Source organism: Streptosporangium sp. NPDC002524, from assembly GCF_040295985.1.
In the GTDB taxonomy this organism is placed as follows: Bacteria; Actinomycetota; Actinomycetes; order Streptosporangiales; family Streptosporangiaceae; genus Streptosporangium.
Window position 1 is genome coordinate 87,645 of sequence record NZ_JBEOWK010000011.1, and the last position, 21,260, is coordinate 108,904.

The following is a 21,260-nucleotide window of genomic DNA, read 5'->3' on the forward strand; positions in this document are numbered from 1 at the left end:
CGACATGCTCAACGACGTGGTCCTCGTCAACTGCACCGTCACAGACGCCCGTGCCGTCGTTCCCGGTACGGCCCCGGGAGGCCGTACGCCGGAAGCCGGGGCGGCGGGCGGCGAGGGGCGGGTCGCCGACGCCGCGGTGTGGGTCCGGGGCGACCGGATCGCGGCCGTGGGCCCGCGCGAGTCGATCCTGGAGCGGACCGGCGACGCCCACCCGATCGATCTCGGCGGCGCGTACGTCACCCCCGGCCTGGTCAACATGCACACCCACCTGTCCCTGTCGCTCCCGGGCAACGGGGGCGACAACGTCAAGAACATGACGGCGCACGAGCTCGCCCTCTACATGGCCGACGGCGCCCGGCGGACCCTGCACTGCGGGGTCACCACGGTGAGATGCGTGGCCGAGAAGGACCACGCCGACTTCGCGCTGCGCCGGGCGATCGAGTCGGGCCGGGCGATCGGCCCGCGCATCTTCACCGCCGGTCGCGCTCTGGTCTGCACCGGCGGCCACGGGCACGAGGGGAGCGACACCCTGGAGTGCGACGGCGCCGACGGGTTCCGGCGCGGGGTGCGCGCCCAGGTCAAGGCGGGCGCCGACCTCATCAAGATCATGATCTCGGGCGGGATCGCCGGGGAGCACGAGAAGATCGACACCCCGCAGCTGTTCTCCGACGAGATGGCGGCGGCACTGCAGACCGCGCACGCCTGGGGCCGCAAGGTCACCGCGCACGCGGGCCCGGCGACGGTGATCGCCGAGGCCGTCGAGCTCGGCCTCGACTGCGTGGAGCACGGCTACCAGCTCACCCCCGAGGTCGCTAAGCGGATGGCCGAACGCGGCACGTCCCTGGTGCCGACGCTGCTCGTCACCCGCTGCAAGGAGTTCTTCGACGAGCTCGGCGTACCGGAGTGGATGCAGTGCCGCTCGCTCGGCGCCGGACCCCGGCACCTGGAGAGCTACGCCATGGCCCTCGACGCGGGGGTGGACGTCCTGCTCGGCAGCGACATGCCGCCGTTCTGGGGCTTCGAGGGGACCAACGCCTCGGTACGCGAGCTGGAGTGCATGTCCGAGGGCGGCCTCGGCCCGGCGGGGGCGCTGTACGCAGGAACGCTCGGCCCGGTGCGCTGGCTCGGCGCCGACGCCGACCTCGGCACCGTCGAGGTCGGCAAGTACGCGGACCTCGTCGCGATGGACACCGACCCCCTCGCGAGCGCCTCGGCCTTCCGCGGGGTCCGCTGGGTGATGAAGGGCGGCCGGGTCGTCCGCGACGACCGGTCGGGATGGGAGAAGCCGTGAACACCGCCTCCGGCGCGGACGCCGACCTGATCTCGGCGGGCATCGACGACATGTACGACGCGTTCCTCGCGGCCGACCGCCGCCGGTTCGACGGGCACCTGCACGACGAGGTGACCACCTGGGAGACGCACCTGCCGGGACCGCTGCGGACCCGGTCGGAGCTCGACGCCTACCGCGACGACAGGGACGGCTCGGGTGCCCGTCCCCGCCTCGACCGGCTCGCGGCCGAGGACAAGCGGATCGACGTGTGGGACGACACCGGCGTCGCCCGCTACGTGCTCGTCGCCGAACCGCCCGGCGGGCCCGCGCGGCGCAGCCGGGTGACCGACGTGCTGCGCCGCGTCGGCGGCGACTGGCTCATCGTGCACCACCACTCCGAACTGCTCGCGCCGTGAACCGGCGGCTGGTCGCCCACGCGCACGGCGAGCCGGAGGAGGTCCTCTCCCTCGCCGAGGTGCCCGAGGACCGCGCCCCCGGCGACGGGGAGGTCAGGATCGCGGTGCGGGCCGTCGGGCTGAACTACCTCGACGTCATGCTGTGCAGGGGCACCTACCCCGTACGCCCCGACCCGCCGATGACGCCGGGCGTCGAGGCCGCGGGGACGGTGGTCGCCGCTGGGGCGGGTGCCGGGCACCTGGAGGGCCGAGCGGTCCTCGCCTGCCCCACCCTGCCGCGCGGCGCCCTCGGCGACGTCGTCACCGTCGACGCCTCCCTCGTGGTGCCGTACCCGGCCGGGCTCGATCCCGTCACGGTCGCGGCCCTGCCGGTCACGTACCAGACCGCGTGGTTCGCGCTGCGCCGGGCCGGGCTCGCGGCGGGGGAGACGGTGCTCGTGCACGCGGGCGCGGGGGGTGTCGGCATCGCCGCCACCCAGCTCGCGCTCGCCTTCGGGGCACGCGTGATCTGCACGGCGGGCGGCCCGGTCAAGACCGCGCTGTGCCGGGAGAACGGGGCGGGCGAGGCGATCGACTACCTGGACGCCGACTTCGCCGCCTCGGTCATGGACCTGACGGACGGTCACGGCGTGGACGTGGTGGTCGATCCCGTGGGCGGCGACGTCCTCGCGCGCTCGCTGGACTGCCTGGCCTTCGAGGGGCGCCTGGTCGCCGTCGGGGCGGCCGGAGGGTCCCCGCCGCCGGTCGACCCGATGGCGCTCGTCGCCGCCAACGCCTCCCTGGTCGGGGTGTCGTGGGGGTCGGCGTACCCGTGGCGGAGGCCCGGCGCGGTGCGGGACGCCTACGAGGAGCTGTTCGCCCTGCTCGTCTCGGGTGCCGTCCGGCCGCTCGTGTCGCGCGTGGTGGACCTGGCGGGGACCCCGGCCGCCCTCGCCGACCTGGCGGCACGCCGTACGACAGGCAAGATCATGGTCCGCACGGGCTGAGTCCGGACGGGCTGAGTCCGCACGGGCTGAGTCCGCACGGGCTGAGTCCGCACGGGCTGAGTCCGGACATGTTGAGCCCGGACGGGCTGAGGGAGAGGAACCGGCATGGACGACATCGGCGGGAACGGCGACGACGTGGGTGGCGACGGCGGCGACATGGAGCTGTACGACCTGCGGGTGGTGGTCGACCGCATCGAGGGCAGGTCCGTCTGCGGGATGGCGGTGGGCGACCGCTTCACGCTGGAGAACAGCGCCCACCTGCGGCTTCCCGACGGTGAGCACTTCTGCGTCTACGCGCTCGCCTCGGTCCTGCCGTTCCTCGCCGCCAAGCAGCGCGACCTCGCCGAGGGTGACTGGCTGGAGCGCGACACCCTGTTCGCCTGCCCCGACCCGGAGGAACGGCTGGTGATGCGGGTCGAACGGACCCGCCGCCGCCGGATGAACTCTGCCGACCTGACCTGAGGGGGTTCACGATGACGGCCGATCCGAGGGGAACCGCGACGACCGCCACCGGGCCGGGGAGAACCGCGACGACCGCCACCGGGCCGAGGGGAACCGCGACGACCGCCACCGGGTCGAGGGGGCGCGATGACCGTCGTCCCGTGGATCGTCACCGGGCCGGGGGTTCGCGATGACGGCCGCCGAGATCGGCCTCGGCCTGCAGAGCGACAAGCGGGCCGGTGACTACGCGCGGCTCGCGCGCCGCGCCGAGGAGCTCGGCTTCGACGTGCTGAGCGTCTTCGGCGACCTGATGTACCAGCCGCCGATCTTCCCCCTGCTGGAGATGGCCGCCGCCACCGGGAGGGTGCGGCTCGGCGCGGCCTGCCTCAACCCGTACTCGACGGCGCCGTACGAGATCGCCGGGCAGCTCGCCGCCCTCGACCTGGCCTCGCACGGCCGCGCCTACCTGGGCCTGGCGCGCGGCACCTGGCTCGGCGCGGTGGGCATCGCCCAGCCCAGGCCGCTGACCGCGCTGGCGGAGGCCGTCGAGGTGGTCCACCGGCTGCTGGCCGGTGACTCCGGCGGTTACGAGGGGGAGATGTTCCGTCTCGCGCCCGGCACCCGGCTGCGCTACCCCGTGCACCGGGCCCGGCCGCCGTTGCTCCTCGGCGCCTGGGGTCCGCGAGGGGCGGCGCTGGCCGGGCGGATCGCCGACGAGATCAAGGTGGGCGGCAGCGCGAACCCGGCGATGGTCGGGGTGATCCGCGAGCGGGTCGCGGCCGGGGCGGTCGCGGCCGGGCGCGACCCTCGCGAGATCGGCGTCGTCCTGGGCGCGGTGACCGTCGTGGACGCCGACGGCGCCGCCGCCCGCGCCAGGGCGCGCCGCGAGGTCGCCATGTACCTCGCGGTGGTCGCCGACCTCGACCCGACCGTGGAGATCCCCGCCGACCTGCTCGGCCGGGTCAAGGAGCTGGTCGGGGAGGGGAGGGACGAGGAGGCCGGACGGCTGATCCCCGGTGACCTGCTCGACCTGTTCGCCTTCTCCGGCACCCCGGAGCGGGTCGCCGCGCAGGCGCAGGCCCTCATCGACGCGGGCGCGCACCGGGTGGAGTTCGGTACGCCGCACGGTCTCACCGACGACGGCGGCGTGGAACTGCTGGGCACCGGGGTGCTGCCACTGCTGGACCGCTCCCCGGGACGACCTCCCCGGGGAGGGTGACGACGACGCGGTGACCGAGGGTGAGGTACGGCCCTCCGGAGTGACGCTCCGTCATCTCGAAACCGGATGCCCGGAGAACCTTCCATCCGTAAAGCGCGCGGCCGGAATCGTCGCGCGCCGCTAATTTCACCCCAGTTCAGTATGGGTGAACATAAGGAGGGAGGAGGAGATGACGTGACGAGTGAGCGCGCCGGAGGCCCGGCGATCGACCCCGGGATCCCCGGCGAGCGGGAGGCACTGGCCGCCGACGCCGAGTACGCCGAATACGCGGAGTACGCCGAGCGCGCCGGGGAGGCCGAGCGCACCAGGGAGGCCGGGGACGCCACGGATCTCGGGAACCCCCGGACCCCCGGGAACCCCCGGACCCCCGGGAACCCCGGGGACGCCGGGAAGCCGGTGTGCCGTCGCGCGGAGTTCCTCGTCCCGCCCGCTCCCGCCACCTCCCATTACCCCGACGTCGCCTACTTCGCCGGCAACTCGCTCGGCCTCCAGCCCCGTGCCGCCCGCGCCGCGATCTCCGCCGAGCTGGACGACTGGGCCCTGCACGCCGTCGAGGGACACCACCGGGCGGCACACCCCTGGCTGCCCTACCACGCCGGGCTGCGCGAGGACGCCGCCGCCCTGGTGGGCGCGTTCCCCGACGAGACCGTGGTGATGAACTCCCTCACGGTCAACCTGCACCTGATGATGGCGACCTTCTACCGTCCGGCGGGCGAGCGCACCCGCATCGTCATCGAGGACCACGCCTTCTCCTCCGACAGCTACGCGGTCCGCAGCCAGGCCGTGCACCACGGGCTCGACCCCGGCGAGACGGTGGTCCGCCTGCGCCCGCGCGAGGGCGAGGACTGCCTGCGCACCGAGGACATCGCGGACTACCTGGCCCGCGAGGGGCACCGGGTGGCGCTCGTGCTCCTCGGCGGGGTCAACTACCTGACCGGCGAGTTCCTCGACATCCCCGCCGTCACCGCCGCCGGGCACGCGGCCGGGTGCGTCGTCGGCTGGGACCTCGCGCACGCCGCCGGGAACGTGCCGCTCGCGCTGCACGACTGGGACGTGGACTTCGCGGCCTGGTGCTCGTACAAGTACCTCAACGCCGGTCCCGGCGCGGTCGCCGGGTGCTTCGTGCACCGGCGCCACGTGACCGACCCGGAGCTGCCCCGGCTGGCCGGGTGGTGGAGCACCGAGCAGGCGACCCGCTTCGAGATGCGGCCCGAACTCGTCCCCGTCCCCACCGCCGACGCCTGGCAGATCTCCAACCCGCCGATCCTCGCGATGGCCCCGGTCAGGGTCTCGCTGCGGATGTTCGCCGAGACCGGGATGGCGGCGCTGCGGGAGCGGAGCCTGGCACTCACCGGCTACCTGGAACGACTGCTCACCGAGGTGGCCCGCGACCGCCCGCTGGAGATCGTCACGCCCGCCGACCCGGCCAGGCGCGGGGCCCAGCTCTCCCTCCGGGTGACCGGGGGCATCGATGCCGCCGACCTGGCGGCCCGGCTGCACGAGGTCCACGGCGTCCTCGCCGACGTACGGCGGCCGGACGTCATCCGGTTCGCCCCCGTGCCCATGTACTCCACGTTCCACGACTGCTGGCGGGCGGCCGACGCGCTCGCCAGGGAGGTGAGACCGGCATGAGCTCCCGTGGAGAGGTCGCCGTGGTCGGCGCCGGGCTGGTCGGCTGCCTGACGGCCTGCTACCTGGCCCGCAGGGGCTACGGGGTCACCCTGTACGAGCGCAGGCCCGACCCGCGCGAGGCCGCCCCCGAGCGCGGTCGCTCGATCAACCTCGCGATCTCCGAACGGGGGATCGACGCGCTGCGCAGGATCGGGCTGGACGGGACCGTGCTGAAGGCCGCGCTGCCGATGCCCGGCCGGATGATGCACGCCCCCGACGGCACGCTCGGCTTCCAGCCGTACAGCGCCGGGGGGCGGCGGGCGATCAACTCCATCAGCCGCTCGGAGCTCAACCGGACCCTGCTGGACGCGGCCCTCGGCATGCCCGGGGTGCGCGCCCTCTTCGAGCACCGGCTCACCGGGCTCGACGTCGACTCGGGACGGATGGACTTCGACACCCCCGGCGGTCCCGTCACCCACACCGCCCCGGTCGTGCTCGCCGCCGACGGCGCCTACAGCGCGGTACGGGGACGGCTGCAGTTCCTTCCCGGCTTCGACTTCAGCCAGGAGTACCTCGACTACGGCTACAAGGAGCTGACGATCCCGGCGCGCGACGGCGGGTTCGCCCTCGACCCGGGCGCGCTGCACATCTGGCCGCGCGGCAAGGCCATGATGATCGCCCTGCCCAACCCGGACAGGTCCTTCACCTGCACGCTGTTCTGGCCCAAGTCGGGGCCGGGCAGCTTCGCGGAGCTGGACACCGCCGAGCGGTTCGAGGAGTTCTTCGCCGCCAACTATCCCGACGCCCGCGCCCTCATGCCCGACCTCGCCGGGGACTACGCCCACAACCCGATCGGGCACCTGGTCACCGTGCGGGCCCACCCCTGGCACGTGCGCGGCACCGCCGGAGCGGTGGTCGGCCTGCTCGGCGACGCGGCCCACGCGATCGTCCCCTTCTACGGCCAGGGCGCCAACTGCGGCTTCGAGGACTGCGTGGAGCTCGACCGCTGCCTGGAGGAGACCGGCGACGACTTCCCCCGGGCCCTCGCCATGTACGGGGCCCGCCGCAAGGAGCACGCCGACACCATCGCCGAACTCGCGCTGGAGAACTTCGTCGAGATGCGCGACAAGGTCGCCTCCCGGTCGTTCCTGCTGCGCAAACGCGTCGAGCACGGCCTGGAACGGCTGCTGCCCGGCCTCTACGCCTCCCGCTACGAGCTCGTGTCGTTCAGCACGGTGCCGTACGCCGAGATCCGGCGGCGCATCTCCCGCCAGCGCGGGGCGGTCGCCGCGGGGGCGCTCGGCGCGCTGGCCGCGGTCGCGCTGGCGGCCCGCGCCCTGCGCCGCCACTGACCGCCTGGGCCGTCACCGATCGCCCTGGGCCGCCGCCGATCGTTCCCGCCGTCCGGGCGGGGGAGGGTCAGAACAGCCGGGGGGTCACCACGGACACGACCGTGGTGACCCGGTCGGTGTCGTTGAACATGCTGTGCGGGACGGTCGACCTCAGGTGGACGCTGTCACCCGGGTGCAGCCGGTGCTCGACGCCGTCGACCTCGTAGAGGAGCTCGCCCTCCAGCACGAAGGCGAACTCCTCCCCGGCGTGGCCGTAGGAGTTCTCGCGCTTGCCGCCGGGCGCGATGTGCACCAGCAGCGGTTCGAGCACCAGGTTGGGGCCTCTGGCCGAGAGCATCCGGTAGGTCTGCTGGCCCGAGATGTATTCGGTGGCGGCCGTCGCCGAGCGGGTGAGCGTGAAGTGGCTCGGCAGGTGCGAGACCGGGGCGTGCTCCTCCTCGGTCTCCTCCTCGGGCGGCGCGTCGTTGAAGAACTCCGCCACGCTGCGGTCGAGCGCGGTGGCCACGCTGTTGAGCGCGGTCAGGCCGATGGAGGAGATCCCCCTCTCGACCTGCGACAGAAACCCGATCGAGAGCCCGGAGTGAGTGGCGAGACCGCGTAGTGTCAGACCGCGCTCCTTGCGGAACTGCCGCATCCGGGCTCCGACGGCGTCGTGGCGGTCCAGCTCCTCACCGCTGCGACGCTCCGATGTGCCCACCTACGGCTCCCTCCGTCAAGCGGCGTGACCGCCTGTTCGCTCTAGCTAAACATATTTCATAACAAGAGTCGTCCTGCGTCAAAAAAGGAGTCGGAAATGGCAGACGGTGATGCCCGGCAGCTGTCCGGAGTGCCCTCGGCGCCGTACGATCCGCCGGAGTTCCTGAGCGATGTCCCCGGTTCCTATCCGTGGCGGGTCCTTCACGAACGGCACCCCGCCCTGATCGAGAAGGTCCGGGCCGCCACGCCGTACGACATCCGGGTGAACCGGGCGCTCGACCTGCTGCTTGAGGAGATCGAGGGGGTGATGGAGCCGCTGGAGGGCTCCGCGCACGACCGTGACCTGTGGGAGAGCTGGGACCGGGGGCACATCGGGCGGCGCTGGGACGACGCGCCGTTCCTGTGGGCGGAGAGTTACTTCTACCGCAAGCTGCTGTCCGCGGTCGGCTACTTCGGGCCGGGCGCGTGGCAGGGCGTCGACCCGTTCGAGCCCTTCAAGCAGGCCGAGCTGTCCGGCGAGGCCGTCGACGAGGAGTTGCGCGAGCTCGACGCCCTGGCGGACCTGCCTTCCGCCGAGCGGGCCCAGACGCTGACCCTGAGGGCGCTGTGGGGGAACCGGGCCGACCTGGTGTTCCGGGTCGCGGCCGGTCCTGAGCTCGCCGGGCGCGAATCGGGGCTGGTGGCCGACGACAGCGCGCTCCTGTGGTCGCTGATCGGCGGCGAGGGGGCCGGTGTTCCCGGTCTTTCCGCTGTCTCCGGTGTCCCCGGTGGCTCCGATGTTTCCGGCGTCTCGGGTGGCTCCGGTGTTTCCGGCGGCCTCGGTGTTCCCGATGGCGAGGCCGACCGCGCGGTGGCCGGGCGCGGGGGTGTCGCGAGGATCTGCCTGGTCGCGGACAACGCCGGGAGCGAGCTGCTGCCCGACCTCGTCCTGATCGACCACCTGCTGCACGCCCGGGGAACGGGCGAGGTCGTCCTGCACGTCAAGCCGCTGCCGTACTACGTGTCCGACGCCACCCCGGCCGACGTCCTGGCCTGCCTGCGGCGCATGTCGGCCGCGGGCGGCGAGGCGGGGGAGGTCGCGGGACGGCTGCGGGCGGCGCTCGGGTCGGGGCGGCTGCTCGTCCGGGCGCACGCCTTCTCCTGCGCGCCGCTGCCCTACCGCGAGATGCCGGTCGGCATGCGGGACGACTTCGCGTCCGCGTCACTGACGATCATGAAAGGCGACCTGAACTACCGCCGCCTGGTCGGCGACAGGGCCTGGCCGCACACCACCCCGTTCGCCGAGGCCACCGCGTACTTCCCCGGGCCGGTCGCGGCGCTGCGCACCCTGAAGTCCGAGGTCGCGGTGGGCCTGGACGGCGACGTGGTCAAGGGCCTGGAGGCCACCGGCCGCCCCTGGCTGACCACCGGCGCCCACGGGCTCATCCAGGCCAGGCCGTGACGACCGGGCCCGGCCACCGGACCGGGGCCCGGTCGGGCCACCGGACCCGGCCGGGCCCCGGCACGGCCTCCGGGCCTGGGGACGATTGGGTCACCGATCCAGGCCGACCCCCACCGCCGGGCTGGAGAACGATCCGGCCGGATCCCCGTGTGGTCCCGCGCCGTCAGCCGGCCTGGGGACGATCGGGCCGGGGCTCCCGGCTTCGCGGGGTCAGCCGGACTGGGGGACGATCGGGCCCTCGCTCGCCTGGACGAGGACGAAGCCCTCTCCCTTGAACGCGAGCTGCAGGGCCTCGCCGCTGCCCCGCCCGACCAGCGCCCCCGCCTTCATCGTGCGGTTGACGCCCACGTTCAACCCCGCGCTCCAGCACACCGCGGACTGGCCGTCGGCGAAGGTCGGCGCCTGGGCCGCGTCGAGGAGCACGGGAGCGCCGTGCGCGGTGACCGCCACCCAGCCGGTGCCGTTGAGCGTGGTGTTGAACAGGCCTCCGGCGGCGACGCCCGCGCCCTGGACGCGCTGGATGTCCCAGCTGAGCTGCGGATCGAAGGCCAGCAGGTTGGTGCCGTTGACGGTGAGCGCCTCGTTCTCCAGGTAGAACAGGTGCACGTCCGTGGCGTTGTCGGCGAAGAAGATCACGCCCTGCCCGCGGACCCGCATCAGCGGCGCGCCCTCCCCGCTGACCATCTTCTTCAGGAAACGGCCGACGCTCCCCGCGCCCTCGTAGTCGAAGTCCATCTGCCCCTGGAAGGCGACCATCGCCCCCTGCCGGGCCAGGACCTCACCGCCGAGCCGCACCCGCAGCATCTTGGAGTTCTGCAGGGCGAAATGGTCGGGGAGCCGGTCCTGGTCGAGGTTGCCGAAGAATGAGCTACGCACGGAAGATGCCTCTCGGTGTCAGGGACGTCACATGGTGGGCGGCCGCATGGTGAATGACGAATCCGGCCGCGACGGAGTTCCCGCCCGCCGCTCCGTCCCCTCGCGAACGACCTCGGAGCGCCCACCCGAACAGCCTCGGGGCACCCCGCCCGAACGACCTCGGAGCACCCGCCCGAACAGCCTCGGCGCGTTCTCACCGATGCCCGGACGCGCCGATGCCCGGACGCGCCGACATCCGGACCCCTAGCTCCCGGACCCCTGGCTCCCGGACGCGCCGACGCGCGGACGCATCGATCCCTGGACAGGCCGATCCCCGGACGCGGTGATCCGGGGCGCACTCAGTGGCTTCGTTTGAGCATCGCGTCCGCGAGCGCGTCGGCGGCCTCGCCGAGACGGCGGCCCACCGCGTCGAGCCGTGACAGCAGCTCGCGCCTGCGCAGGGTGTCCATGTCCAGCGGTTCGGCGAACAGCTCGGCGAGCCGGGCCTGGTAGAGCTGGCGGACGCGGCTGCACGCCTTGCGGGTGGCCAGCACGGCCTCGGTGACCGAGGCCGGGGCGTCGATCACCTTCAGCACGGCGCCCTCCAGCTCGTCGAGGCCGTCGATCACCGCCCGCAGCGGTTCGGCCGCGAACCGCAGGTCCTCCGGCCCGAACAGGTCGATCTCGCGCACGTGGTCACGCAGCTGGTCCAGCACGTCGTCGACCGAGCGGGAGAGCCTGAACAGGTCCTCCCTGTCGATGGGAGTCGCCAGCACCCGCCGCAGGAGCCGTACCAGCTCGGCCCTGGCCTCGTCCCCCTCGTGCTCCACGTCGGCCATCCGGGCGCGTGCCGCCGACCGCTCGATCTCGCCGGACGCGACCGAGCGGGCCAGCTCGGCCCCCGCCCGCGCGATGGCCACCTGGTCGCGTACCAGCCCGACGATCCGCCGCCCGGAACGGCCGCGCAGGTCGTCCCAGGCGCGCGCGAACCTCCGGGTCCCGGCACGCCTCACGTCAGCCTCAGGGCGAGGCCGCCGAGGCAGCCCAGCGCCATCGACGACGGCAGCGTGACCAGCCACGCCGTACCCACGTTCACGACCCCTTGCCATCGCACTCTCCTCGTTCCCTCGCTCGTCGCCGCGCCGACCACCCCCGCGGTGATCGACTGGGTCATGCTCACCGGGCTGCCCAGCGCCGAGCTGCCGAGGACGGCGCCGGTGGCCGCGGTCTCGGCGGAGACGATGTGCAGCGGCCGGGTGATGACCACCCCGCGGCCCAGCCGGCCTCCGACGCGGACCAGGCTCGTCAGGGCGCCGGCGAGGAAGACCGCCACCAGGGCGGCCATCCACACCGGCGGGACCTCGACGGGCCCCACCCCGCCGAGCCCGTCGCGGCTCACCCCGATCGCCACGCTCACCACCGCGATCATCTTCTGGCCGTCGTTCACCGCGTACGCAACGCACTGGGCCGAGTAGGCCAGCAGGTGGGTGGTGAACACCAGCCGCGGCATGCGGCGGTGGGACGGCACGCGGCGCGACAAGGCCCCCAGCAGGTAGCCCAGGGCCAGCCCGGCCAGGGGCGCGCCTGCCCCGATCGCGAGGACGGTGCCCAGGTCCCGCCACGACACGGGGAGCCCGGCGCCGAGCCCCGCGCCGCTGATGCCGCCGATCACCGCGAGGGTGAGGCTGGTCGGCAGGCCCCGGCCGGTCAGCACCGCGACCACCGCCACCGCGATCACCACTCCCACCAGGAACGCCGCCGCGCCGCCGCTCGTCCCGAGCCCGGCCAGCCGCTCGGTGAACGTGCGCGCGACCGCGACCCCCAGGAGGTACGGGACGGCGAAGAGCACGGACACCAGGAGCACGGCGACCGCCCACCCGGGGGAGCGGGGGAACCTGAGTCCGAGGCCGATGATGGTGGCGCCGTCGTTGGCCCCGCTGGCCAGCACGAAGAGGATCGCCACGACGGCGAACGCCAGGGTCCATCCCATCAGCGGGAGGACCTCCGGCCGTGCTGCGCGCCCTCGCGGCCCTCGCGACGCTCGCGACCCGGGTGGCTCGCCGTCACGCCTCCCCCTCGCCCAGCACGCCGCCGCCGACGTAAGTGGCACGGGCGGCACAGGCGTACGAGGCGCCGGTGCCGTGGAGACGGTGGCCGGTCGGTTCCCGGAGTTCCGGGAGTTCCGGGAGTTCCCGGAGGGAGCGCGGAAGGCTGGGAAAGCGCCTGTGACCACGGCTGGGGGAGCTCACACGCATTTATGGCCCTTCATTTGGAAAGCTTCAGTTTTAGGTTAACAGAAGGTGAACAACTGGGTAATTGCCGTTGACGTACAGATGGCGGGAAGATGGCGTCCCGTGCTCGCCGCCGCGTGCCCGGCCGGGAGCCCGCCGGGCGGGGACGCGCCGGGGACGCGGCGGGGACGGGGGGTGGGTGTCGCCGCGAGCGGGCCGGGCGGGGGTTGTTACGATCGGCCGGTGCCATCGGGGAGGTGGAGGGTGGGCGAGCGCCCGTACGTGCTGCTGAGCTGCGCGATGTCCGTCGACGGATACATCGACGACAACACGCCGCACCGGCTGCTGCTCTCCAACGACGAGGACTTCGACCGGGTCGACGCGGTCCGCGCCACCTGCGACGCGATCCTGGTCGGGGCGGGCACCGTCCGCCGTGACGACCCCCGGCTCCTGGTCAGGTCACCGGAGCGCGGGCGGGAGCGGGCCGCGCGCGGCCTGCCGCCGTCTCCGGCGAAGGTGACGCTGACCGCCACCGGTGACCTCGATCCCGGCGCCGCCTTCTTCACCGCCGGTGACGCGGAGAGGATCGTGTACGCCGCTCCGGCGGCCGTGGCGAAACTCGCCGACCGTCTCGGCGGGGCCGCCGAGGTGGTCGACGCGGGAGGCCCGGCAGACCCGGGGGGCCCGGGAGACCTGGGAGGCCCGGGGAGCCAGGTGGACCCGGCAGGCCCGGGTGACGCCGGTGGTGACGGCGGTGACGGCCGCGACGGGGTCGATCTCGGCCGCGTCCTCTCCGACCTGTACGGGCGGGGGGTGCGCCGCCTGATGGTCGAGGGCGGCACCTCCGTCCACACCCGCTTCCTGCGGGAGGACCTCGTGGACGAGCTCCACCTCGTCGTCGCCCCGTTCTTCGTCGGCGACCCCGCCGCCCCGCGTTTCGTCCTGGGCGGCGATTTCCCCCGCGACCGCCGTCGCAGGATGAACCTGGCGGAGACCCGCGCGATGGGCGACGTCACCCTCCTGCGCTACCTGCTGAGCTGAGGAGGTCCCGATGGACGACCACGACTGGCTGGAGCTGGCGTGCGACCTGGCGGGGTCGTGCCCGCCCTCGGATACGGCCTTCTCGGTCGGCGCCGTGGTCGTCTCCGCCGACGGCGAGGAGATCTCCCGGGGATACTCGCGCGAGGGCGACCCGCACGTCCACGCGGAGGAGTCGGCGCTCGCCAAGATCTCCCCGGATGATCCCCGGCTGGCCGGTGCCACGGTCTACAGCAGCCTGGAGCCGTGCAGCGCGCGCAGGTCGCGTCCCAGGACCTGCACCCGGCTGATCCTGGACAGCGGCGTCCGGCGCGTGGTGATGGCGTGGCGCGAGCCGCTGGTCTTCGTCGACTGCCACGGGGCCGAGGAACTCGCGGCGGCCGGGGTGACCGTGCTGGAGATTCCCGACCTGGCGGACCGCGCCCGCGAGCCCAACGCCCACCTCGTCCCCGGCTGACGGGCTCCCCGGACATCCCGGCCTGCACGGACCTCTGATCCGGCTGACGGGTTGCCCGTGAACCTCGATCCCGTCACCGGATCCTGATCCGGTGACGGGTCTCCGGTCCCCGTGCACCCCGATTCCGTACCGGACCCCTGACCCGGCCGGCCGTTTCCCCGGTGCACCCCGATGCCGTACGGGCCCTTGATCCTGCCGAGCGTACGATCGCCGGAGGTGTTCTGCCCGGTTCGGGAGTGATGGGCACCGCTGAAAGGGACGCGCCGTCGCGGTGGTCCGCCTTGTTACCCGGTCAGGTCGCCGGATAACCCTGGGAATGATTACTTATAGCGATAAGAGTAATCGTATAACCCTCTCAACTGCGCTTATATACGATTTTTCGGTTTGTACGGCCGCTCCGCTCGGTAGTCATTAGATATCGAACGAGAGGCCGAGCACCATGAGATTTCTCGGAAAAAACGTGATTTTTCATGACCCGTCGGCCGCCCCCGTGGTCAGCGGGGAGATCACCACCGTGGCACGGCCCGGGGGACGGTGGTGACCGGCACCGTTCTCGTCGCCCGCGTGGACAACGCGGGCGACGTCCTGCTGGCGGGACCGGCGATCCGCGCGGTGGCCGCGAGCGCGCGGGAGGTCGTGCTGCTGACCGGGCCGTACGGCCGGGCCGCCGCCGAGCTGCTGCCCGGGGTGTCGCGGGTGGTGGAGTGGCGCACGCCGTGGATCGACCCCGCCGCGCCGCCCCTGACCGGCCCGCACGTCCTGAGGCTGCTGCGGATCGTCCGGGACGTGGCCCCCGAGCAGGCTCTGATCCTCACCTCGCTCCACCAGTCGCCGCTGCCGCTGGCCCTGCTGTTCCGGCTCGCGGGCGCGCTGAGGATCGCCGCGATCTCCGCCGACTACCCCGGCTCGCTGCTCGACGTGCGGCACGTCGTCGACGAGGACGTGGACGTGCCGGAGCCCGAACGGATGCTCGGGCTGGCCGGCGCGGCGGGATTCCGGCTCCCCAAGGGAGACCCGGGCGGTCTCGCGGTACGACGCCCGCTGCCCGACGTCGGCCACCTCACCGGGCCGCCGGGCTACGTGGTCCTGCACCCCGGCGTGTCGGCCCCGGCCAGGGCGTGGCCGGAGGAGCACTGGGCACGCGCGGTCCACGACCTGGTCCGCTCGGGCCGCAGGGTCGTCGTGACCGGCGGCCAGGACGAGCGGGGGCTCACCGCGCGGATCGCCTCCGGCGTCGGGCAGCACGGCCTGTCGCCCGGCCCGCTCTTCGCGGGCGGCTGGATGGGCGGCGGACCCGTACGCCTGCGCGGCTGGGAGGAGGCGGAGGAGCCCACCTTCACCGAGGGCTGGGTCGACGGGCAGTCCGCCGCGACGGGCGGCCGGGGTCCGGACGGCCCCTCGGCCCCGCGCGGCGAGCGGCCGGGCGGGCACCCGGCGAGGTCCGTCGTCGACCTGGGCGGCAGGACGACCTTTCCCGAGCTCGCCGCGGTGCTCGAAGGGGCGTGCGCGGTGGTCGCCGCCGACGCCGGTCCCGCCCACCTCGCGGCCGCGGTCGGCACGCCGGTCGTCAGCCTGTTCGCCCCCGTGGTCCCCGCAGGGCGCTGGGCGCCGTACGGGGTGCCGACCGTGGTCCTCGGCGACCAGGAGGCCCCCTGCAGGGAGACGCGGGCCGGCACCTGCCCGGTCGCCGGTCACCCGTGCCTGTCGTCGGTGCCGAGCACTCGGGTCGTCGAGGCGGTCGACCGCCTGACGTTCGTGAAAGAGGCCGTCACATGAGGATCGCCACGACGTTCGTGAAAGAGGCAGTCACATGAGAGTCCCCCTGGTACCGGATCACGCGAGCCCTCTGGAGAGCGTCGGCGACACCGACCCCGACGCCGGAGGGCGGAACGTCGATGTCGCGGGAGCTCCGGACGGCCGGCCGCTCATGGTGGTGCTGCGCGGGCTGGGGCTGGGGGACCTGCTCACCGCGGTCCCGGCGCTGCGCGCCCTGCGGCGCTCCCACCCCGGCCACCGGATCGTGCTGGCCGCGCCCTCCGCGCTCGCGCCCCTGGTGCCGCTGATCGGCGGGGTGGACGAGGTGTGCGACGTGTCGGGACCCGGCCACGTGCCGCCGCTCGGCTGCCGCGTCGACGTCGCCGTCAACCTGCACGGCGGTGGCCCGCACAGCATCGCCGCGCTCCACCGCACCGGCCCGGTGCGGCTGCTGACCCACGCGCACCCCGCCTTCCCCGACGCGTACGGACCGGAGTGGCCGGACGGGCCTGAGGGCGTGCACGAGGTGCGGCGCTGGTGCGACCTGCTCGGCTGGTACGGCATCGAGGCCGACTCCGCCGATCTGGAACTGCGACGCCCCCGGCTCGCTGACGAGGACTCGCGGCCGGTCGTCATCCACCCGGGGGCCGCGTACCCGGCCAGGCGCTGGCCGCCGGAGCGGTTCGCGCTCGTGGCCGCGGAGCTGCGCGACAACGGGCACGAGATCGTGATCACCGGGAGCGAGCGGGAACGCGACCTCGCCGAACGGGTGGCACTGCTCGCCGGGCTGCCGTCCACGTCCGTGCTCGCCGGGCGCACCGGGCCGCTCGAACTGGCCGAGCTGGTGGCGAGGGCCCGGCTGCTGATCTGCGGCGACACCGGGGTGGCCCATCTGGCGGCGGCCTTCGTCACCCCCTCCGTGGTGCTGTTCGGCCCGGTCTCACCCGCCCGGTGGGGACCTCCCGAGACGGGACCGCACACCGTCCTGTGGACCGGGGGTCTCGGGGACCCCTACGGGTACGAGCCCGATCCGGGGCTGCTGGAGATCGGGGTCTGGGACGTCCTGGACGCCGTGGCGCGGTTGACGGAGGTGGGTGTGCGGTGAACGGCCGACGGGTGGTGGTGACCGGCGGGGCCGGGTTCGTGGGGTCGCATCTGTGCGAGCGTCTGCTGGCCGAGGGGGCGGAGGTGGTCTGCCTGGACAACTTCCTGACCGGTTCGCCGCGCAACGTCCGGCATCTGGCCGGGCTGCCGTCCTTCCGGCTGGTGGAGTGTGACGTGACCGGGTTCGTGCACGTGCCGGGGACGGTAGACCTGGTGCTGCACCTCGCCTCGGCGGCCTCGCCGGTGGACTACCTGCGTCACCCGATCGAGACGCTGAAGGCGGGCAGCCTGGGCACGCTGCACGCCCTGGGACTGGCCAGGCAGAAGGAGGCCCGGCTGGTGCTGGCCTCCACCAGCGAGGTCTACGGGGACCCGCTGGAGCACCCGCAGCGCGAGGGCTACTGGGGCAACGTCAACCCGGTCGGTCCGCGCAGCGTCTACGACGAGGCCAAGCGGTTCGCCGAGGCCCTCACCACCGCGTACCGCACCTGCCACGGCGCCGACACCGCGATCGTGCGGATCTTCAACACCTACGGGCCCAGGATGCGGCCCTACGACGGCAGGGCCATTCCCACCTTCGTACGCCAGGCGCTGCGCGGCGAGCCGATCACGGTGGCCGGCGACGGCGGGCAGACCAGGTCGGTGTGCTACGTCGACGACACCGTGGAGGGGATCATGGCCCTGGCCCGCGGCGGGCTCACCGGCCCGGTCAACATCGGCAATCCCACCGAGCTGACCGTGCTGGCCCTGGCCGAGACGGTCCGCCACCTGACCGGCTCGGAGTCGCCGATCCGCTTCGTCGGCCGCCCCGACGACGACCCCGAGATCCGCCGCCCCGACATCTCCCTCGCCATCTCCGCGCTGGGCTGGCGGCCGAAGATCGACGTCATCGAGGGGCTGCGCCGCACCATCACCTGGTTCACCCGAGAACTCAGCGCGTCACAGGAACTGATCCCCGGCTGACAGTCCCCTCGCCCGCACGAACCTTCCCGCCTACCTGGAGTTTCCGGCTTGTGCGGAACCTCCGCTTACACGGACTTTCCCGCCTGTGCGGAACCCCCGCACGTGGAGTTTCCTGCCGTACGCGAAGCGGCGGTCAGGCGTGGTCGTGGCCGTGGTACCGGCCGTGGTCGTGACCGTGGTCGCGGCCGGGGGCGTCGGCGCGGACGAGGCGCAGGAAGGCCTTGAGCCCGGTGATGACCTCGTGGTTGTCGGTGAGACCGTCCACCGTGTCCTCGAAACGCCGGGCGAGACCGGTGATCCGGCGCTCCAGGGCCTCGTCGCCGTTCCGCAGGTCGGCGCCGAGCGTCTCGGTGACCTCCCGGAGCCGTTCGGCTGATTCGGTCAGCGCGGTCACCTCGACGGCCAGGCCGTCCACCCGGGCGACGAGGGAGACGATGTCCTCGCGGGGGTGACGAGCCTCGCTCATCAACGTGGTGACCCGCTCGCGAAGGTGGGACAGGTAGGCGCCCGCCGGGCGGAAACAGGTGCTCAGCAGGTAGAACCCGGCGAAGTAGTAGCCCACCGAGGCGCCGGAGAAGTAGGTGATGACCGCCAGGACCGCCGCCGAGACGATGTGGCCGCCGATGGCGAACCGGCGCATCCGCCGGGCGATCTCCAGGGCCTCGGCCTCGTGCCCCTCGGGCACCTCGATGCCGCGTTCCCTGGACACGTGGATCTCGTGGACCACCTGGCGCGCCCCGAAGTAGAGATTCCACGGCAGGGTGAGCAGCACGACCAGCCAGATGAGGCTGATCGCGCCGAGCCCGAGCGACAGGAGCGTGGAGAGCGGGACGTGGGCGTACACGAGCAACCACGCCGCGACCACCGTGGCGACGAGCCCGACCAGGAAAATCCACCATTTCATGATCTGAGCATTTCGAAGATCGCGAAATGCGGGGAGGGCGCGCGCACTCAGCCCCCCTGAGCATCCCTACTCAGACGCGTCCCGGTGCGGCGAGTCCCACGGTCGTGCGAATCCGCCCCGGATTCACCCGTCCCGCTGTTCGTGCGGTCCAGAGGTCTCCGGCAAGGGCCGGTCCCGGACCTGGCCGGAAGGACCTAGCGGGATCTCCAGACGACCTCGCCGTCCACCCTGCCGCCGGTCGGTGCCAAACCCGCGCGGCGGGCCACCGCCGACGAGGCGGTGTGGTCGGGATGGATGGTGGCGACGATGGTGGTCGTGCCCCGCTCCCGGAGCCAGGCGACGAGCGCGACCGCCGCCTCCCCGGCGATGCCACGCCCCTGCCAGGGGGTCCCCACGACCCAGGCCACGGTCGCGCGGTCACGGGAGACGGTCGCCTGGACGTAGCCGACCAGCCGGCCCGAGCCGTCGGCCGACGGACCCGTACCGTCGTCCGTGTCGCCGTCCGTGTCGCTGTCCGTACCGCCGTCCGTGTCACCGGTCGGACGGTCCGAGCCGGTGTCCGCAGCGGCCTCCGGGGCGGTGTCCGAGTCGGTGTCCGGGCCGGTGTCCGGGCCGGTGTCCGCAGCGGTGTCCGGGGCGTGGAGGCGGATCACCCAGTTGAGCCACGACTCCGCCCGGTCGGGCGGCGGGGTGGCGGTCAGGCGGGCGTAGCGGTCGCGGAGCTGCTCGGGGGTCTCGGGCGAACCGCCGATGAAGGTGTGCAGGGCCGGATCGCCGAGCACCTCGGCCATCTCGGCCGCGTGGCGCACCGCCAGCGGCTCCAACGTGAGCCGGGCGGTCGTGATGGGTTCGGCGTTCATGGTCGAACGAGTGTCCCACGGGCGCCGTCCGCCCGCCGTCGTCCGCGTTCGCTCACCGGCGCGGTCGAGGGACGAGAACGGGCGAGGGCCGGCCGGACACGGTAGGGGTGGTCAAAACCCGGGTGGCAGGGACGGACAGGAACTCGAAACGGCAGGGGTGGGCAAAACCCGATCAGACAGCGGAGACAGACAGCAGAGATGGAAAACAGGAGAAACAGCCAGCAGAGACAGGCGGAACCGGTCAGACCGTGGGGACGGACACGGATCGGTCGACGCTGCCGGGGGCCAGCACGTGCTCGATGACCATGACCGCGGCGCCGATCACGCCCGCGCGGTCGCCCAGCTCGCTGGCGGTGATCGTCAGGTGCTGGGTGGCGAGGGGGAGCGACCGGCTGTAGATGACCTCGCGGAGACCGGCGAGCACCTGCTCCCCGGCCTCGGAGATGTCGCCGCCGACCACTATCACCGAGGGGTTGAAGAAGTTGACGATCGAGGCGAGCACGTCGCCGACCTCGCGGCCCGCCTGCCGGATGAGCTGGACGGCGTGGGTGTTGCCGCCGCGTACGAGGCGGACGACGTCGCGGCTGTCCTCGGCCCGCACCCCGTCCGAGGACAGCTTGGCGGCCATCGCGGCGCCACTGGCGACGGCCTCCAGGCAGCCGACGTTGCCGCAGCGGCAGACGGTGTTCAGGGCCGAGGCCACCCGGATGTGCCCGATGTCGCCGGCCGCGCCCTGCGCGCCCCGGTGCAGGCGGCGGTCGCTGATGATGCCGCAGCCGATGCCGGTGCCGATCTTGACGAAGATGAGGTGGTCGGCCTCGGGGCGGGCGGCCCAGTGCTCGCCCAGCGCCATGATGTTCACGTCGTTGTCGACGAGCACGGGGGCGCCGAGGCGCGAGCCGAGCCACTCGGGGACGGGGAACCCGTCCCAGCCGGGCATTATCGGCGGGTTGACCGGTCGTCCCGAGCTGTGCTCGACCGGGCCGGGGAGGCCGACGCCGATGCCGCAGATCTCGTCCGGGCGGTGGCCGGTCTCGGCGAGCATCTCCTCGAAGGTGCGCTGCAGCCAGCCGAGCGTCTCCTCGGGGCCGCGGTCTATCGAGACCTCGGCCGCGCGCTCGGCGAGGACCGTGGTGCCGAGGTCGGTGACCGCCACCCGGGCGTGGGTGGCGCCGAGGTCGGCGGAGAGGACGACGCGGGCGGTGCGGTTGAACGTGAAGGCGATGGCCGGACGGCCCCCCGAGGAGATGGCCTCCTCCGTCGGGATGATCCACTGCTGGCTCAGCAGCGCGTCGAGACGCTGGGCCAGGGTGGATCTGGCCAGCCCGGTGAGCTGGACCAACTCGGCCCTCGTTCTGGCTTGACCGTCGCGCAGGATGTTGAGAAGCGCCCCCGCGCCGGCGATCGAACCGTTCGCTTCGCTAAGCATGCGCACAGTCAACACTCCTTGTTTCCACCGCGTCAAAGCGACTTAGGTCCTCTACTTGCTCCATTATGCCAAATGGTGACGTGCTTTTGCTTGACCATCGGCATAAGGGCGCTTTAGCATCCGGAAACATGGAGGAAATCGGGCCGATACCGACGAATCAATTACCATCCGGTGTCGTCGGAACCGGCTTTTCGGACGTGTTCGCCCTGTCCCCGACATCCCTGACGAGATC

Annotated in this window: 20 protein-coding genes; 13 read left to right on the top strand and 7 right to left on the bottom strand. The window is 73.0% G+C overall.

The window, feature by feature from the left end:
• Positions 1-4 precede the first annotated feature (4 nt).
• The 7 genes from ABT053_RS20325 to ABT053_RS20355 all read left to right on the top strand — a co-directional run bounded on the left by ABT053_RS20325 (position 5) and on the right by ABT053_RS20355 (position 7,295).
• Positions 5-1,291 (top strand): amidohydrolase family protein, encoded by a 1,287-nt coding sequence (locus ABT053_RS20325; RefSeq protein WP_350970655.1) that lies wholly within the window; start codon positions 5-7, stop codon positions 1,289-1,291.
• Positions 1,288-1,686 carry a DUF4440 domain-containing protein gene (locus tag ABT053_RS20330; RefSeq protein WP_350970656.1) on the top strand — a complete coding sequence of 133 codons (399 nt, stop codon included), beginning with the start codon at positions 1,288-1,290 and terminating at the stop codon, positions 1,684-1,686. Before ABT053_RS20325 ends, ABT053_RS20330 begins: the two co-directional genes overlap by 4 nt.
• Positions 1,683-2,672, top strand: coding sequence for a zinc-binding dehydrogenase (locus ABT053_RS20335; RefSeq protein ID WP_350970657.1), 990 nt, complete (start codon positions 1,683-1,685; stop codon positions 2,670-2,672). The genes ABT053_RS20330 and ABT053_RS20335 overlap by 4 nt, the downstream gene beginning before the upstream one ends.
• Before the next feature lie 105 nt (positions 2,673-2,777).
• Complete coding sequence (locus ABT053_RS20340; RefSeq protein ID WP_350970658.1) at positions 2,778-3,134, top strand: TIGR04076 family protein; 357 nt, start codon at positions 2,778-2,780, stop codon at positions 3,132-3,134.
• Positions 3,135-3,303: 169 nt separating this feature from the next.
• Positions 3,304-4,332, top strand: coding sequence for an LLM class flavin-dependent oxidoreductase (locus ABT053_RS20345; RefSeq protein WP_350970659.1), 1,029 nt, complete (start codon positions 3,304-3,306; stop codon positions 4,330-4,332).
• Between the two features lie 174 nt (positions 4,333-4,506).
• Complete coding sequence (gene kynU / locus ABT053_RS20350; RefSeq protein ID WP_350970660.1) at positions 4,507-5,964, top strand: kynureninase; 1,458 nt, start codon at positions 4,507-4,509, stop codon at positions 5,962-5,964.
• The gene (locus tag ABT053_RS20355; RefSeq protein ID WP_350970661.1) at positions 5,961-7,295 is read left to right on the top strand and encodes an FAD-dependent oxidoreductase; all 1,335 of its coding nucleotides are present in this window, start codon (positions 5,961-5,963) and stop codon (positions 7,293-7,295) included. The genes kynU and ABT053_RS20355 overlap by 4 nt, the downstream gene beginning before the upstream one ends.
• Positions 7,296-7,362: 67 nt before the next feature.
• Here the strand turns inward: ABT053_RS20355 and ABT053_RS20360 are convergent, their stop codons facing one another.
• Positions 7,363-7,992, bottom strand: a complete 630-nt coding sequence (locus ABT053_RS20360; RefSeq protein WP_350970662.1) for a helix-turn-helix domain-containing protein — start codon at positions 7,990-7,992, stop codon at positions 7,363-7,365.
• Positions 7,993-8,088: 96 nt separating this feature from the next.
• On the opposite strand from ABT053_RS20360, the gene ABT053_RS20365 reads away from it, so the two are divergent.
• Positions 8,089-9,432 (top strand): damage-control phosphatase ARMT1 family protein, encoded by a 1,344-nt coding sequence (locus ABT053_RS20365; RefSeq protein ID WP_350970663.1) that lies wholly within the window; start codon positions 8,089-8,091, stop codon positions 9,430-9,432.
• Positions 9,433-9,642: 210 nt separating this feature from the next.
• On the opposite strand, the gene ABT053_RS20370 is transcribed toward ABT053_RS20365, so the two are convergent.
• From ABT053_RS20370 to ABT053_RS20380, 3 genes are all read right to left on the bottom strand, one after another.
• A complete protein-coding gene (locus ABT053_RS20370; RefSeq protein WP_350970664.1) occupies positions 9,643-10,308 on the bottom strand; it encodes an AIM24 family protein in 666 nt (221 codons plus the stop codon).
• 338 nt (positions 10,309-10,646) lie between these two features.
• The gene (locus tag ABT053_RS20375; protein WP_350970665.1) at positions 10,647-11,300 is read right to left on the bottom strand and encodes a DUF47 domain-containing protein; all 654 of its coding nucleotides are present in this window, start codon (positions 11,298-11,300) and stop codon (positions 10,647-10,649) included.
• Positions 11,297-12,277 (bottom strand): inorganic phosphate transporter, encoded by a 981-nt coding sequence (locus ABT053_RS20380; protein ID WP_350970666.1) that lies wholly within the window; start codon positions 12,275-12,277, stop codon positions 11,297-11,299. The genes ABT053_RS20375 and ABT053_RS20380 overlap by 4 nt, the downstream gene beginning before the upstream one ends.
• 505 nt (positions 12,278-12,782) lie before the next feature.
• Here ABT053_RS20380 and ABT053_RS20385 point away from each other — a divergent pair.
• From ABT053_RS20385 to ABT053_RS20405, 5 genes are all read left to right on the top strand, one after another.
• Positions 12,783-13,559 carry a RibD family protein gene (locus ABT053_RS20385; protein WP_350970835.1) on the top strand — a complete coding sequence of 259 codons (777 nt, stop codon included), beginning with the start codon at positions 12,783-12,785 and terminating at the stop codon, positions 13,557-13,559.
• 10 nt (positions 13,560-13,569) lie between these two features.
• A complete protein-coding gene (locus tag ABT053_RS20390; RefSeq protein ID WP_350970667.1) occupies positions 13,570-14,013 on the top strand; it encodes a cytidine/deoxycytidylate deaminase family protein in 444 nt (147 codons plus the stop codon).
• Between the two features lie 537 nt (positions 14,014-14,550).
• A complete protein-coding gene (locus tag ABT053_RS20395) occupies positions 14,551-15,789 on the top strand; it encodes a glycosyltransferase family 9 protein (RefSeq protein ID WP_350970668.1) in 1,239 nt (412 codons plus the stop codon).
• Between the two features lie 34 nt (positions 15,790-15,823).
• A complete protein-coding gene (locus tag ABT053_RS20400) occupies positions 15,824-16,873 on the top strand; it encodes a glycosyltransferase family 9 protein (RefSeq protein WP_350970669.1) in 1,050 nt (349 codons plus the stop codon).
• Positions 16,870-17,835, top strand: a complete 966-nt coding sequence (locus ABT053_RS20405; protein ID WP_350970670.1) for a UDP-glucuronic acid decarboxylase family protein — start codon at positions 16,870-16,872, stop codon at positions 17,833-17,835. The genes ABT053_RS20400 and ABT053_RS20405 overlap by 4 nt, the downstream gene beginning before the upstream one ends.
• A 133-nt stretch (positions 17,836-17,968) precedes the next feature.
• Here ABT053_RS20405 and ABT053_RS20410 read toward each other — a convergent pair whose 3' ends face one another.
• The 3 genes from ABT053_RS20410 to ABT053_RS20420 form a co-directional block, all read right to left on the bottom strand.
• On the bottom strand, positions 17,969-18,739 hold the full coding sequence (locus tag ABT053_RS20410; RefSeq protein ID WP_350970671.1) for a hypothetical protein: 771 nt from the start codon (positions 18,737-18,739) through the stop codon (positions 17,969-17,971).
• Positions 18,740-18,933: 194 nt separating this feature from the next.
• On the bottom strand, positions 18,934-19,599 hold the full coding sequence (locus ABT053_RS20415; RefSeq protein ID WP_350970672.1) for a GNAT family N-acetyltransferase: 666 nt from the start codon (positions 19,597-19,599) through the stop codon (positions 18,934-18,936).
• Between the two features lie 241 nt (positions 19,600-19,840).
• A complete protein-coding gene (locus ABT053_RS20420) occupies positions 19,841-21,028 on the bottom strand; it encodes an ROK family protein (RefSeq protein WP_350970673.1) in 1,188 nt (395 codons plus the stop codon).
• Positions 21,029-21,260: the final 232 nt, after the last annotated feature.